This window comes from Cognatundibacterium rugosum (assembly GCF_014284365.1).
Lineage (GTDB): Bacteria > Pseudomonadota > Gammaproteobacteria > Burkholderiales > Burkholderiaceae_D > Undibacterium > Undibacterium rugosum.
In genome coordinates this window covers 187124-201385 of sequence record NZ_JACOGG010000002.1, presented here as the reverse complement: position 1 = coordinate 201385, position 14262 = coordinate 187124, and the positions used below count along the sequence as shown (strand labels likewise).

Annotated in this window: 14 protein-coding genes; 12 read left to right on the top strand and 2 right to left on the bottom strand. The window is 50.7% G+C overall.

Annotation, left to right across the window (positions count from 1 at the left end):
- The first annotated feature begins 263 nt into the window (after window positions 1-263).
- Together H8K47_RS02565 and H8K47_RS02560 are read left to right on the top strand one after the other, a co-directional pair.
- On the top strand, window positions 264-962 hold the full coding sequence (locus H8K47_RS02565) for a Crp/Fnr family transcriptional regulator (RefSeq protein WP_186879860.1): 699 nt from the start codon (window positions 264-266) through the stop codon (window positions 960-962).
- Window positions 959-1789, top strand: coding sequence for a Rossmann-like and DUF2520 domain-containing protein (locus H8K47_RS02560; protein ID WP_186879859.1), 831 nt, complete (start codon window positions 959-961; stop codon window positions 1787-1789). The genes H8K47_RS02565 and H8K47_RS02560 overlap by 4 nt, the downstream gene beginning before the upstream one ends.
- On the opposite strand, the gene H8K47_RS02555 is transcribed toward H8K47_RS02560, so the two are convergent.
- Both H8K47_RS02555 and H8K47_RS02550 read right to left on the bottom strand, forming a co-directional pair.
- Entirely contained in the window at window positions 1774-3234 is a 1461-nt protein-coding gene (locus H8K47_RS02555) for a sensor domain-containing diguanylate cyclase (RefSeq protein ID WP_230405231.1), read from the bottom strand. The two genes, H8K47_RS02560 and H8K47_RS02555, sit on opposite strands and share 16 nt — an antisense overlap.
- A gap of 268 nt (window positions 3235-3502) precedes the next feature.
- A complete protein-coding gene (locus H8K47_RS02550) occupies window positions 3503-4069 on the bottom strand; it encodes a glycine zipper 2TM domain-containing protein (protein ID WP_230405230.1) in 567 nt (188 codons plus the stop codon).
- A gap of 279 nt (window positions 4070-4348) precedes the next feature.
- Here H8K47_RS02550 and H8K47_RS02545 point away from each other — a divergent pair, with 279 nt between their 5' ends.
- From H8K47_RS02545 to H8K47_RS02500, 10 genes are all read left to right on the top strand, one after another.
- Entirely contained in the window at window positions 4349-5380 is a 1032-nt protein-coding gene (locus tag H8K47_RS02545) for an AI-2E family transporter (protein WP_186879857.1), read from the top strand.
- A gap of 135 nt (window positions 5381-5515) precedes the next feature.
- Window positions 5516-5818, top strand: a complete 303-nt coding sequence (locus tag H8K47_RS02540) for an antibiotic biosynthesis monooxygenase family protein (protein WP_186879856.1) — start codon at window positions 5516-5518, stop codon at window positions 5816-5818.
- 139 nt (window positions 5819-5957) lie between these two features.
- Entirely contained in the window at window positions 5958-7256 is a 1299-nt protein-coding gene (gshA, locus tag H8K47_RS02535; protein WP_186879855.1) for a glutamate--cysteine ligase, read from the top strand.
- Window positions 7257-7343: 87 nt separating this feature from the next.
- Window positions 7344-8285 (top strand): glutathione synthase, encoded by a 942-nt coding sequence (gshB, locus tag H8K47_RS02530; protein ID WP_186879854.1) that lies wholly within the window; start codon window positions 7344-7346, stop codon window positions 8283-8285.
- A 114-nt stretch (window positions 8286-8399) separates the two neighbouring features.
- The gene (locus H8K47_RS02525; protein ID WP_186879853.1) at window positions 8400-8798 is read left to right on the top strand and encodes a PTS sugar transporter subunit IIA; all 399 of its coding nucleotides are present in this window, start codon (window positions 8400-8402) and stop codon (window positions 8796-8798) included.
- A 36-nt stretch (window positions 8799-8834) separates the two neighbouring features.
- On the top strand, window positions 8835-9104 hold the full coding sequence (locus H8K47_RS02520) for an HPr family phosphocarrier protein (RefSeq protein WP_162019144.1): 270 nt from the start codon (window positions 8835-8837) through the stop codon (window positions 9102-9104).
- Window positions 9105-9201: 97 nt separating this feature from the next.
- On the top strand, window positions 9202-10956 hold the full coding sequence (ptsP, locus tag H8K47_RS02515) for a phosphoenolpyruvate--protein phosphotransferase (RefSeq protein ID WP_186879852.1): 1755 nt from the start codon (window positions 9202-9204) through the stop codon (window positions 10954-10956).
- 244 nt (window positions 10957-11200) lie between these two features.
- The gene (gene metX / locus H8K47_RS02510; RefSeq protein WP_230410137.1) at window positions 11201-12352 is read left to right on the top strand and encodes a homoserine O-succinyltransferase MetX; all 1152 of its coding nucleotides are present in this window, start codon (window positions 11201-11203) and stop codon (window positions 12350-12352) included.
- Complete coding sequence (metW, locus tag H8K47_RS02505; protein WP_186879850.1) at window positions 12349-12957, top strand: methionine biosynthesis protein MetW; 609 nt, start codon at window positions 12349-12351, stop codon at window positions 12955-12957. Before metX ends, metW begins: the two co-directional genes overlap by 4 nt.
- 131 nt (window positions 12958-13088) lie before the next feature.
- Complete coding sequence (locus H8K47_RS02500; RefSeq protein WP_186879849.1) at window positions 13089-13997, top strand: M48 family metallopeptidase; 909 nt, start codon at window positions 13089-13091, stop codon at window positions 13995-13997.
- Window positions 13998-14262: the final 265 nt, after the last annotated feature.

Sequence of the window (14262 nt, the reverse complement as noted above, 5' to 3'; positions counted from 1 at the left end):
GTGTACCGGTCATCCTTGCGTTCAGGTTTGTATTGTTTACTCAAGTTGTTTTGGAAGTGTCCTGAGCTTTACTTACGACAGTCTTACGTGTGTACACAGAGCGGACCGGACATCAAACAACAGCGCATGTGTGCAGACTAGGGCTTACAATATTGCTCTGTGACAGTCAGGGGCTGAGTCTAGCGGTGTTCTTCATATCACTGCTGTCGTTTGACTGACAATCTGAGTAATTGAGACAACTTTCGGTGGTGCGTTGCACAAACATGACTACATCCAACAGCGATCCAGAACTGCGTTTTCAGCACACCATGTGGGCCAGTATGCTGGCGCCGGAACATATGCAAAAAGTCAGGGACGAAGTGACAGAGCGCTTTGTACCGGCCGGTGCGTTTGTGTGTCGTAAAGGCGATCCTGTGGATCATTGGATGGGCGTGATCGACGGTTTTTTAAAAATGAGCAGTATCTCGCCGGAAGGGAAAACCGTGACCTTCAGCTGTATGCTGGCGGGCGGCTGGTTCGGTGAAGGTTCGCTGCTCAAGACTGAGCCACGGCGCTACGATGTGGTGGCCTTGCGCGACACCCGCGTCGCCTTCATGCCGCGCACGACCTTCAACTATTTGCTTGATCACAGCATCCCGTTTAACCGCTTCCTGCTGCATCAGCTCAATGCACGGTTGGGTTTGTTTATCTCGTTGGTGGAATACGATCGTATGCTCGATCCCGATACCCGGGTGGCGCGCTGCCTGGCAGCGATGTTTCATCCCTACCTGAATCCTGCCAGCAGTATGCAACTGCAGATTTCTCAGGAAGAGATCGGTTATATCAGCAGCGTGTCGCGTCAGCGTGCCAATCAGGCGCTGCAGCTGTTGGAAAAAAAACAGTTACTGCGGGTTGATTATGGCGGGATCACGATACTCAATCTGGATGGCTTGCGCAGTTTTCCGCAGGAGACTGAACGGTGAAAACACTGTCCATCATCGGTGCTGGCCGGGTCGGTCAGACGCTGGCGCGGGTCTGGCATCAGCAGGCGGTATTTCGCATTGGCCAAGTCATGAATCGTAGTCTGGCCAGCACGGCTCACGCGCTGACTGTGATTGGTGCCGGCACGGCGGCCAGCTGGCCTGATATGCAGCCAGCCGATATCTGGATGCTGAGTGTGGCCGATGATCAGATTAGTCAAACCGTCACACAATTGGTGGCTGGTGCGGTGTTGCGGCCTGGTGATGTGGTGTTTCATTGTAGCGGTGCCAAAGCCTCGTTGTTGCTGGCACCGGCGGCACAAGCAGGTGCATGCACTGCCAGCCTGCATCCGGTGCGCAGCTTTGCTGATCCGGTGCAAGTGGCGGCCGATTTTGCGGGCACCATATGCAGTCTGGAAGGCGATGTGCAGGCACTGACGCTGTTAGAAACCGCCTTGCAGGCCGTCGCAGCCCATACTGTGCGGATAGAAGCAGAACACAAGCTGGTGTATCACGCGGCAGCCGTGATGGCCAGTAATTATCTGGTGACGCTGATGGATACGGTCTTAGCGACGTATCAGGCAGCGGGCATTCCTCTTGAGATGGCGCAGGCAATGGCGGCACCGCTGGCGCGGCTGTCGCTGGAGAATGTGTTTAGCTTAGGTGCAGAGCGCGCACTGACCGGGCCGATCGCACGCGGTGACATGGTGTTAGTGGAGCAGCAGGCCGCCGCACTGAAACAAGCCTTGCCTGAGGCCGGTGCGCTGTATCAGGCGCTGATCGCGCCGACACAGGCACTGGCAGCCCGCCGTATTCACTCAGAGAAGTAAACGCTGTTACGGCCGTTTTCTTTTGCCTGATATAGCGCCAGATCGGCTCTTTCGAATACGCTATCTTCGCTCTCGTTTTCACGGCATTGTGCGACGCCCATACTGACCGTTACTGACAAGCGGCCACGGGTTAAGTCGGTGGTGCGTGAAAAGTCATTATTAGCGATGGTATTGCGCAGATTTTCTGCAATCGATGTGGATTTTTCCAGCGTGCAGTTTTTGAGTAATACTAAAAATTCTTCACCGCCCCAGCGACAGATGATGTCGCTTTCCCGCAATGAACGTTTGGCAATCGCTGCGACTTCTTTCAAAACGTGATCACCGACCAGATGACCTTGTTTGTCATTGATTTTTTTAAAGAAGTCAACATCAAGCAGGATCACACACATAGGTTGGCGTGTACGTTCACTGTCGAGCAGCGCCTGCTGAAATACGAAGTCAAACGCATGCCTGTTCAACAAATTCGTGAGTGCATCAGTTGATGCTGATTTTTCCAGGCGTGTCTGATAACGCCGCACAGTGATCAGCACCATACCCGCAATCAGAAGCGTGACACCAGCACTGATGCCGATATTGAGCAGGTAGACGTTTTGCACAGGTTTGATATCGACATTGGTTTCCTGCTCGACCAACAAATACCAGCCCAGTTCCGGAATGTAGCGTGAATTCAGTAAGACCTTGCCATTATTACCCATGTACTCCAGGTGAGAGGAGTCGGTACCGCGATTGCTGAGTATCTTATCGCTGATACTTTGTATGCCGCTCATTGCTTGCAGGCTGCCGCCGGTTTTACCGAAATTACTACCATTGAGCGTCACTTTGCCTTTCTGATCGACGAAAAATATTTTCCGGTCAAAACGCTGTTGATAGCTATCGATCAGATGCTTAAGCGTGTCAAGAGTCAGTCCTATTCCGGTCGCGCCGAGAAATTCCCCCTGATAATCGAATATGCGGTAATTGACAAAAATCGTGACCGCATCATGATTGGCCTGGTCCTGATCGACATTGGTTTCATACTGGGTCTTGAGATTTTTGACACGAAAAAACCAGGAATCACGTGGGTCGCCTTCTTTAATTTTTTTGAGCAGACCTTCGGAATGATAGTAATTGCGGCTTTTTTCTGAAATCAGGAAGCTGGATACCGCATTGTTTTTTTGTTTGATTTCTTTCAGATATTTGGTGATCAGTTCCTGATCTTCTTCGCCATTCAGTATCCAGTCGCGTAGAAACGTATCGTGCGCCATCTGCGACGAAACGAAAACCGGGCGCAGGATATCTCGCTGGATTTCGGAGTAGACATTGTCCCCAGTTAGCGGCAAGGTTTGTTCGGAGATGCTCTGATGTATCGTGTCGCGTGAGACGATATAGCCAGCAAAGGTCGTGAAGACAAAACCGGCAATCAGGATAAGAGATAGCCATACCAGCAGACCGTATTTTTTAAACATGTTTTTCATGGACTGGAGACGGAGCGTAAGCGATGGGTTTGCCGCAAATCATACTATAAAGCGCCACGCTTTCTGTGGCTTATGCAACTTGTTTTCTGGAAATATTGACGAAAAAAATGCCGCAAATTGCGGCATTTTTTTCATTTCGGATCATTTTTAACTGTTTTGTCAGTTTTTTGGGGTAAAGGAATGATGCAAAATAACCACTGTTGCTGAGGAAATAAGCAAAAAGTCATCAAACCACAGGCAGCTTGTCACGTTTAGTCGTTCAAGGACGCGGCGTCAGTGCAACATGCAGGCGCAGACGTGAACCTGGGTCATACGGCATGACCGTGGTGTAAGTACGGTTATGGTACTCGTAGGTCACCGCATAGCCGTTGGTACGCGTTTCCCAGCTGTCTACATTGCGGCATTGACGCACAGGGCGGGTTTCGTAGGCAGGCTGGTTGTTATAGTTGTTGTTATTGCCGTTATTGTTATCCATGCGGTCACCGACCAGGGCGCCAGCAATGGCACCGGCCGCGGCTGCTGCAATACGGCCATTGCCACCGCCGACCTGGCTGCCTAATAAACCACCTGCAACACCACCAAGGATAGCGCCACCATTGCTACGTTCTGCCTGACGTTCGGGCTGACGATAGCGCTGGGTGGTTTCGTATTCAGTACGGCAATCCTGGCGCGGTACATTAATTTGTTCCATTTGCGGCGTAACGCTGATTACACGTGCAAAATCTTCAAAGTCGGCTGCATGTGCAGTGTGCACAGCGCCACCCATTGCGACCAGTGTGCTCAGTATCATCCAGTGTTTACTTGTCGTTTTACGTGTCGTTTTCATATTAGCCTCGTTGCGAATTGTCACGAATTAGTTAGTATTAAACGCCAGAAGTTCCGAAAAGGAATACAAACTTAGTGTAACTTAGTTTGACGGCGCATATCCCGCTACCTTTGGTATTGCCATTATCGGCGTCTTGCCGTTGGGAAAAGTCATTGCTGTCTTCTTATGACTGCCGGAGTAAATCAAGTGCGTTATTACCGTCGCATAAGGGCCAGGCTTTATGCTTAAATGAGCGCCTGATTTTTGCCGTCGCAATCGGTCACTTTTGAAAGGACAAGTATGGCTGCTAAGCCTTTGACACCAGCGTTGCCAGCGCTGAATTCCTGCGAATATGCTTCTTATATATTGGCAGGTCTGGGTCTGTTGCTGGCATTAAAGGCAGGTCTGGTACTGGCCTTGTTTGCAGGTTTGCTGGTGTATTCCCTGATCCATGTGATGACGCCGGGCATCGCGCGCCGTTTCAGTCACCGACAACCGCGTATGATCGCCGTGGTGTTGCTGTCCTTCATATTGATCAGCGCGATATTGGCAGCATCCTGGGGCCTGCATGTATTTTTCCGCAGCGATGCCGGTAATTTACATAATCTCTTGCAAAAACTGGCGGATATTATTGAGGCTTCGCGTCATCAAGTTCCGGAGTGGGTAAGTGCCAACTTGCCGGAAGGCGTCGCTGCATTGCAGGAAATGCTGATACATTGGCTTAGAGAGCACGCTGGCGAAGCCAAATTACTGGTGCCTGAAGCCGGTCATATGCTGGTGCATTTATTGCTCGGCCTCATTATAGGCAGCATGGTGGCTTTGCGTGATGTCAGTGATGACGCACAACATAAACCCTTTGCTGCGGCGCTGTTACGGCGTGTCAGCAATCTGGGGAATGTGTTTCATAAGATCGTGTTTGCGCAGGTGCAGATTTCGCTGATCAATACGGTCATGACCGCGATTTATCTGGCGCTGGTATTGCCCTTGTGCGGGATTCACCTGCCGCTGGTGAAAACCATGATCGCGATAACTTTTGTGGCCGGTTTGATACCTGTCGCCGGTAATATCATTTCCAACACGCTGATTGTGATTGTGGCCCTGTCTCATTCTTTGCATGTGGCAATGGGGTCTCTATTGTTTATGGTGGTGATCCATAAGGCAGAATATTTTCTTAATGCAAAAATTATCGGTGCGCAAATTAATGCGCGTGCCTGGGAGTTACTGACAGCGATATTGGTGATGGAGACCTTGTTCGGCGTGCCCGGATTGGTTGTGGCACCGGTATTTTATGCCTACCTCAAACTGGAACTGAGTCAGCGCGAGTTGGTATAAAGCCTGAAAATAATTCATCACAGCCATATTCCCGGCTTGGTGTGGACGGAGTCCGATGTAACATTGCGACGAGTAATGCCATAATGGAGAGCAAAGATAATCTTCTACTTTCCTCCATTTTCCAGAGAGCGCACCATGATCTTAGAACTCGCCGATATCCGTATCCATCCAGGCCAGCAAGCTGAATTCGACCAGGCTATACAGCGTGGTCTGACTGAGGTGATTTCCCAAGCCAAGGGCTTTGCAGGCTATAAAGTCAATAAAGGCATAGAATCCCCTGAGCGTTATATCTTGACGATATTTTGGGAAACCCTGGAAAATCACACGGTTGATTTCCGGGAGTCTGCGGCATTTCTGCAGTGGCGTGCCATCGTCGGCCCTTATTTTGCAGCCCCGCCAGTCGTGGAGCATTTTAATCTGCTGACCAAATCATCCTGAAACTTGTAGGGATATTGGTGGAATTGACTTGATTCTTAGGGTTTCGTCCCAAGTTAGTTCTATCTTTATTGATTCGGTGTATTTCATAGTATTTTTGCTATGTGACCGGATCACAGGCAGCTCAAACGCAAAGGTCACTATGGTTCCGCATCTGGTCACGGCTCTCAATGGGCCCCTGCACGATCTCGAAAAAAAGATTCTGGAGGCAACGCCCGCTATCGAGCGTTGGTTCCGGCTCGAGTGGCAGGAGCATACACCGCCATTTTATTGCTCGGTAGACTTACGCAATGCCGGGTTTAAGTTGGCACCAGTCGATACCAATTTGTTTCCTGGTGGATTCAATAATCTGGCCACGGAGATGTTGCCCTTGTCGGTGCAGGCTGCGATGGCAGCGATAGAGAAATATTGCCCTGACGCTAAAAATCTGTTGCTGATTCCGGAAAATCATACCCGTAACATGTTCTATTTGCAGAATGTGGCAAGGATGATCAAGATTTTCCGCCAAACTGGCTTGAATGTACGTCTAGGTTCTTTGTCAGCTGAAGTGACTGAGCCGGTGACCATCGATTTGCCCGATGGTGAACAACTGATACTGGAGCCGCTGGAACGTTCTGCCAACGGGCGCCGGCTGGGTCTGAAGAATTTTGACCCGTGCACCATCGTGTTGAATAATGATTTATCAGCCGGTATTCCCGCCATTTTAGAAGAGCTGAATGAGCAGACTTTGCTGCCACCGCTACACGCGGGCTGGGCGATGCGACGCAAGAGCAATCACTTTGCTGCTTACGATGAAGTCGTGAAGAAATTCGCCAAGATGGTAGACATCGATCCATGGATGCTGAATCCGTTTTTCCTGAAAGTGAAGGACGTGAATTTTCATGAACGCACTGGCGAAGATGCGCTGGCCGCAGCGGTTGATACCATCCTGGCCAAGATACGCAAAAAATATAAAGAATACGGTATCAAGGAAAAACCCTTTGTCATTGTTAAAGCGGATGCCGGCACCTATGGCATGGGCGTGATGACTGTACACAGCTCGGACGAGGTACGCGATCTGAATCGTAAGCAACGCAATAAGATGTCGGTGATTAAAGACGGCGTGGAAGTGCGTGACGTGATTGTGCAGGAGGGCGTGTACACCTTTGAACAAGTGCATGAATCCGTCGCGGAACCGGTGGTGTATATGATAGACCGCTATGTGGTTGGTGGTTTTTACCGCTTCCATGAAGACCGTGGCGTGGATGAAAATCTGAATGCACCGGGCATGCATTTTGTTCCGCTCGCGTTTGCGCAGCAACATGCGGTACCTGATATGCGTGCCAAACCCGGTACTGCGGCCCCTAACCGTTTTTATATGTATGGTGTGGTGGCGCGTCTGGCTCTATTAGCAGCATCGCTGGAGCTGGAAAGAACAGATCCGAATCCTGAAATTTATTAATCTCAGGAAGGCAACACTAAGGTTCTGATGCGGCTGTGCATTGTGCTGTGGCAGACCATCAACGATGTCTCAACTGGAATACAGGCTATGAAAATTGCATTTCTGACCGATCCCTTGTCGCAGTTCAAAACTTACAAAGATTCTACTTTCGCGATGATGCGCGAGGCGGCAAAGCGTGGCTATACGATTTACGCCTTTGGGCCGGAGCAACTGGCGCTGGAATCTGGTCAGGTGGTGGCGAATGTAATGCGTATTACGCTGACTGGTGACGCGGACGATTGGTATCGCGCTGACGCGCCAGTAGCGTTGCCTTTGCACGCATTCGATGCGGTGTTACAGCGTAAAGATCCACCGTTTGATATGGAATACATTTACGCCACCTATTTGTTGGAGCTGGCTGAATCCAAGGGTGCACGTGTTTTTAATAAACCTGCCGCGATCCGAAATCACAACGAAAAACTCAGTATCGCGCAGTTCAGCCAATTCACCGCACCCACCCTGGTCACACGCGATGAGCAGCGTATCCGTGCATTTCACCGTGAGCATCAGGATGTAATACTGAAGCCACTTGATGGCATGGGTGGCGCCGGAATATTCCGTATTGGCGCGGATGGCATGAATCTGGGGTCCGTGATTGAAACCCTGACTTTACAGGGAACGCGCACTATCATGGTGCAACGCTATATTCCAGAAATCGTACATGGCGATAAACGCATTTTGTTGATTGGCGGCAAGGTCGTGCCGTTTGCACTGGCCCGCATTCCTCAGAATGGTGAAGTACGTGGCAATCTGGCTGCCGGCGGCATCGGTGTAGCGCAGGACTTATCGGCGCGTGATCTTGAGATTGCGCAGACGCTGGCCCCCGAATTGTACCGACGTGGTTTGTTGCTGGTAGGATTAGACGTGATCGGTTCCTGCCTGACAGAGGTCAATGTGACTAGCCCGACCTGCTTCCAGGAAATTACGCAGCAAAAAGGTTTTGATGTGGCGGCGATGTTTATTGATGCGCTGGAACAGGCGTTGGCATAGGCTTTGCGTCATGCTGATACAGCATTGGACTTGACAACAAGGATGACTCAACGAAGACTCGGGCTTTTGCAGAGTCGCCAGGGACTCCGCGTTCACTACAGGTAATCAGGTAATATGGTTGGTATCCTTTTAATGACACATGCGCCGCTGGGTTCGGCGTTCTTGCAAGCGGCGGCTCATGTATTCCGTGCTATGCCTGAACGGCTGGAAGCCATCGATGTGATCGCCGATCAGAATACAGATCAGGTGCATCAGCTGGCGCTGGAAGCAGTGCGACGACTGGACAGCGGAGCCGGAGTATTGGTATTGACCGATATGATGGGTGGTACGCCGTCAAATTGTTGCGGCCAGCTGGGCGCGCCGGATCAGGTCGCCGTGATTGCGGGTATCAGCTTACCTATGCTGTTGCGGGCCTTAACTTACCGTCATGATGCGTTGGATGTGGTGGTGGAGATGGCATTGGCAGGTGGACAAAATGGGGCAATGCGGGTCGATAACCGGGTACGTATCTGACAAAAAACAGAAAGATAAAAAACAGAAAGAGTTAGCATGATTCAACAAGAAATTGAAATCGTTAATAAGCTGGGTTTGCATGCACGTGCTTCGGCAAAATTCACTCAACTCGCCAGTAAATTCAAAAGCGAAGTCTGGGTCACGCGCAATGGACGCCGTGTGAATGGCAAGTCTATTATGGGCGTGATGATGCTGGCAGCTGGAAAAGGCAGCAAAATCCTGCTGGAAACCGATGGCCCGGAAGAGCAGGCTTGTTTTGATGGACTGCTGGCTCTGATTAACGATAAGTTTGGTGAAGGCGAATAACAGCGCAAGATATACAGGGCACGGGCAGCCCGGCTGTCTGTCTCATTAACCTGAGGTCACATCAGGGCAACTACAACAAAGATTTGGGGGATACAGCATGGCATCATTTACATTGCAAGGCATCCCGGTTTCGCGTGGTATTGCGATAGGCAGGGCGCATCTGTTGCGGCCAGCTGCTTTGGATGTACAACATTATCTGGTCGCTCAGGAACAGGTTGAGGCCGAAGTGCTACGCCTGCAAGATGCGATTGCTCAGGTTCATAAAGAATTACAGGCCATCTGGGCCGATCTTCCTCAGGATGCACCAACTGAGCTGGGTGCGTTTCTCGATGTCCACGCGTTGATTCTGTCGGATCCCATGGTATCAGAAGCACCACTCGATATTATCCGCACCCGTCATTACAACGCAGAGTGGGCCTTAGTCAGTCAGGTCGATGAATTGTCGGCCCAGTTCGATGAAATCGAAGACGACTATCTGCGTGAACGTAAGGCTGATATCCAACAGGTAGCCGAACGTGTGCTGAAGGTACTGACTGGATCGGCCAATGCTGTTCCGCGCTCGGATGGTATTGATGAGCGCAGTGCCAATATGATCGTGGTGGCCAGAGATATTTCTCCGGCTGACATGATGCAATTCCGCGATGATGCCTTTACTGGTTTTGTGACGGATGAAGGCGGACAAAATTCGCATACCGCGATCGTATCGCGCAGTCTGGGCATCCCAGCCGTGGTCGGCATGGGTAATGCGTCGCGCCTGATTGAGCAGGACGACTGGCTGATTATCGACAGCGATGCCGGCGTGGTGATCGTAGCACCGACGACCCAGGTGCTGGACCAGTATCGTGAACGCCAGAGCCAGTTACTGCGGCAAAAGAAAAAGCTGTCGAAACTGAAGAAAACGCCTGCCATCACGCAGGATGGGGTGGAAATCAAGCTGCTGGCTAATATCGAATTGCCCGAAGACACCGCCCACGCAATGGATGCCGGTGCCAGTGGCGTTGGTTTGTTCCGTTCCGAGTTCCTGTTCATGGAGCGCAGTGGGCACGAGCATAAATTGCCTACCGAAGATGAACAGTTTGCCGCTTACAAGGCAGCCGTGACTGGCATGAAGGGACGGCCAGTCACGATACGCACCCTCGATGTCGGCGCCGATAAGCCTTTGGAGGTGAGCGATCATCAGATTCTGAATCCGGCACTGGGTTTGCGTGCGATACGCTATTGCCTGTCCGAACCACAGTTATTCATGACACAGCTGCGCGCCATTTTGCGGGCTTCTGCATTCGGACCAGTGAAAATGCTGATTCCCATGCTGGCGCACAGTATGGAAATTGAACAGTCGCTGGCGTTGATTACCCAAGCTAAAGCTGAGCTGAGCGCAGAGGGCATCGCTTTTGACGCAGCCATACCGGTTGGCGCCATGATAGAAATTCCCGCTGCAGCGCTGTCCTTGCCTATGTTTGTCAAAAAACTGGATTTTCTGTCGATAGGTACCAATGACCTGATTCAGTACACGCTGGCGATAGACCGGGCTGATCATGAAGTCGCCCATTTATATGACGATTTGCATCCGGCGATATTGCAGTTGATGCAGATGATAGTCAGTACTGCCGATAAAGCAGAGATACCAGTCTCGATTTGTGGTGGGATGGCGGGGGATATCCGTCTGACCCGCTTGCTGATCGCCATGGGCTACCGCGAGTTATCCATGCCTGCCGCCTTATTACCCGAAATTAAACAGGCGGTTCTGAATACCCGGTTGGAAAATCTGCAGGCACCCCTGAAGAGAATTCTACGCAGTTTTGATCCCTTGCAAATACGGGAGCTTCTGGCGGCAATGGAACAGGCCGGATAACAGGCTAAAACTTTGCGAACTTGTTCGGCTGCTTAGTGATTGGCGTTTGACGGCAGCGCCGGACTTGTTTATCCTTACCTGATAGCGCCGATTTGAGAATCAGCTTGCGGGCGCTTTCCGGATACCTTCCGGATGATAAATACGGCTAAAGCGAGCTTGAATGCAGCTTATCCTCCCCCATTCAGCCCACCTTTTAGCCTTCCTTTACAGTAATTTTGACGGGATATTCCCGATGGAAGAGTGTATGCCTGACTCCCCCGGATCTGTAGGTGTCGTGACGCCACAAGCGTTTCGTTTCGAACAGCCTTTGGCATTGCAAAGCGGTGCCAGTATCGCCGGTTACACCTTGATGGTGGAAGCCTATGGCGAACTGAACGCGGATAAATCCAATGCCGTTTTAATTTGCCATGCCCTGAATGCCTCGCATCATGTCGCCGGTGTGTATGCGGATCAGCCAAAAAATTTGGGCTGGTGGGATAACATGGTTGGTCCCGGAAAACCAGTCGACACCACGCGCTTTTTTGTGATCGGTATCAATAACCTGGGTTCCTGTTTTGGCTCTACCGGGCCTATGCATGAGAACCCGGCGACCGGTAAGCCCTATGGCGCAGATTTTCCTGTAATAACCGTGGAAGACTGGGTCAATGCGCAGGCACGGGTTGCTGACCAGTTTGGGATACAACGTTTTGCTGCCGTGATGGGTGGTTCTCTGGGGGGGATGCAGGCGCTGGCCTGGAGCATTTTGTATCCGGATCGTCTGCAACATTGCGTGGTGATCGCTTCTACGCCTAAACTGTCCGCCCAGAATATTGCATTCAATGATGTGGCGCGTCAGGCGATACTGACTGACCCGGATTTTCATGGTGGTGACTTTTATGCCCATCAGGTGGTGCCACGTCGTGGTTTGCGGGTGGCCAGAATGATAGGCCACATTACTTATTTGTCCGATGATGATATGGCGGAAAAATTTGGCCGTGATCTGAAGAGTGGTGATTACCAGTTTGGTTACGGCGTTGATTTTGAAATTGAATCCTATCTGCGCTATCAGGGCGATAAGTTCTCAGATTACTTTGATGCCAATACTTATTTGTTGATCACTAAAGCACTGGATTACTTTGATCCGGCACGTCATACCGGTGGTGATCTGGCACGGGCTCTGGCGCAGACGAAGGCGAAGTTCCTGGTGGCCTCGTTTACGACAGACTGGCGCTTCTCACCTGAACGCAGCCGTGAGATCGTTAGGGCCTTAGTCAGCAACCGTCGCACCGTCACCTATGCAGAAATTGATGCACCGCATGGGCATGATGCCTTCCTGCTGGATGATGCGCGTTACCTCAATCTGGTGGGCGCTTATTTTGACCGGATAGATGCAGAGTTGAAAGGACGGACAGTATGAATTTCGCAGAATTGAACCAGCTACGTCCAGACCTGGCATTTATCGCCGATTGGGTGCAACCAGGCTCGCAAGTGCTGGATGTTGGTTGCGGTGATGGTGTGATGCTTGATTATCTGCAGACGGATAAGCAATGTAGCGGTTATGGTATAGAAATTGCCGACGACAAGGTACTGGCCAGCGCCAAGCGCCATGTAAGTGTGATTCAGCAGGATATGGAGCATGGACTGGGCATGTTTAATGATAATGCCTTCGATACCGTGCTGTGTTTATCCTCGCTGCAAATGATGAAGCATGTAGAGCCCTTATTGCGCGATATCGCCAGAGTAGGGCGCGAAGCGATCGTTTCGTTTCCTAACTTCGGTTACTGGCCGCATCGCACCGCATTATTACTCGGCAAAATGCCGGTGTCGAAATCTTTGCCGTATCAGTGGTATGACACACCTAACGTGCGTTGTGCCACGATTTATGATTTTGCTGATTTGGCCAATGAAGTTGGACTGGAGGTCATGCAATGCGTGGCTTTGCATGAAGGGCAGCCTGTCCATCTTTTCCCAAACTGGCGTGGTAGTCTGGCAGTTTTCCGCTTGCGTAAGAAAATCAGCTGAAATCTGCACTGTCGCGATGTCGGACGGATTCATGGGATCTGCGCTTGTCAAATGTAAAACTTTGACATACTTTGCTTGAAAATCGGTGTGGCTGTTACCATCTTGTTTTCATTTCCCATGAACCTGAGCTTATGAAACCGCCTTACCTGAAATCTTTGCTGGCAGCATGCCTGAGTCTCACGATGGGCGTGGCTGTGCCCGTGCTCGCGCAAGACAATGCACCACATGAGGGTGTCAGTGTCGGCAGTATGTCTATCATGCGCAAATTTGCGCCGACCGGTGCTTTGGAAACCCAGGCAGCTGCACAATATGCACAAACGTTGCAACAAGCGCAGCAGCAACGCGCACTGGGTCCGGATGATCATCCACAAGTCATACGTTTACGCGGTATTGCCAAAAAGCTGATTCCGTTTGCCTTGCCTTGGAATGAACGCGCCAAAGACTGGAAGTGGGAGGTGAATTTGCTAGGCTCCAAGCAAATTAATGCGTATTGCATGCCAGGCGGCAAAATTGCTTTTTACAGCGGTATCCTCGATATCCTGAAACTGACCGACGATGAAGTCGCGATCGTGATGGGACATGAAATCGCGCACGCCTTGCGTGAACATGGGGCTGAGCGTGCTGGCAAGGCAGCTGTGGCTAATTTTGGTGTGAAACTGGCAGAAATTTTTGCCGCAGCCAAGGGGTATGATCCTTCTATCGCAGGTTCTGTGGCAGGCGGCGTGGCGAATGTCAGCATGCTCAAATTTTCACGCGACGACGAAACTGAGGCTGACGTCGTTGGTTTGGAAATTGCTGCCCGTGCTGGCTATGACCCACGGGCGGGTGTCGCCTTATGGCAAAAGATGGGCATGGTCAATAAAAACGCACCACCACAATGGTTATCCACCCATCCGGCGGGAAAAACACGTATAGACGAAATTCGTCGGCACTTCCCAGAAGTGATGCCTTTATATGCACGTGCAAAATCGCTGCCTCTGGATCGGATTCCTGCTTATCAGACCAATGTAAAGGGTATAGCCCCAATCAGCTATCCATAATGAAGCTACAGGCGGCAGAGCGCAGCCTGCGGCTTGGTTTTTGCCAGATTTTGGCCCTATGTCATGAAAATTAATTTTCATGACATAGGGCTTTTCTCATGAAAAGTCGGTAAAATCCCGGTAATACGTCAAAATAATGACAAAATTATTAACTTTGTGGTGTGTATGTGACAGATTTTTTGCAGAAACACCACTTTGTCATCATCCTTTCATAATTGGGTGTAACACTTTGTAAGGTGTAAAAATTTCTGTGCTAGACTTATTT

Excerpts from the sequence above, each read along its gene's own strand:
- H8K47_RS02565 (WP_186879860.1), top strand. The coding sequence starts at position 264 with ATGACTACATCCAACAGCGATCCAGAACTGCGTTTTCAGCACACCATG.
- H8K47_RS02555 (WP_230405231.1), bottom strand. The coding sequence starts at position 3,234 with ATGTTTAAAAAATACGGTCTGCTGGTATGGCTATCTCTTATCCTGATT.
- H8K47_RS02550 (WP_230405230.1), bottom strand. The coding sequence starts at position 4,069 with ATGAAAACGACACGTAAAACGACAAGTAAACACTGGATGATACTGAGC.
- H8K47_RS02545 (WP_186879857.1), top strand. The coding sequence starts at position 4,349 with ATGGCTGCTAAGCCTTTGACACCAGCGTTGCCAGCGCTGAATTCCTGC.
- H8K47_RS02540 (WP_186879856.1), top strand. The coding sequence starts at position 5,516 with ATGATCTTAGAACTCGCCGATATCCGTATCCATCCAGGCCAGCAAGCT.
- gshA (WP_186879855.1), top strand. The coding sequence starts at position 5,958 with ATGGTTCCGCATCTGGTCACGGCTCTCAATGGGCCCCTGCACGATCTC.
- gshB (WP_186879854.1), top strand. The coding sequence starts at position 7,344 with ATGAAAATTGCATTTCTGACCGATCCCTTGTCGCAGTTCAAAACTTAC.
- H8K47_RS02525 (WP_186879853.1), top strand. The coding sequence starts at position 8,400 with ATGGTTGGTATCCTTTTAATGACACATGCGCCGCTGGGTTCGGCGTTC.
- H8K47_RS02520 (WP_162019144.1), top strand. The coding sequence starts at position 8,835 with ATGATTCAACAAGAAATTGAAATCGTTAATAAGCTGGGTTTGCATGCA.
- ptsP (WP_186879852.1), top strand. The coding sequence starts at position 9,202 with ATGGCATCATTTACATTGCAAGGCATCCCGGTTTCGCGTGGTATTGCG.
- metX (WP_230410137.1), top strand. The coding sequence starts at position 11,201 with ATGCCTGACTCCCCCGGATCTGTAGGTGTCGTGACGCCACAAGCGTTT.
- metW (WP_186879850.1), top strand. The coding sequence starts at position 12,349 with ATGAATTTCGCAGAATTGAACCAGCTACGTCCAGACCTGGCATTTATC.
- H8K47_RS02500 (WP_186879849.1), top strand. The coding sequence starts at position 13,089 with ATGAAACCGCCTTACCTGAAATCTTTGCTGGCAGCATGCCTGAGTCTC.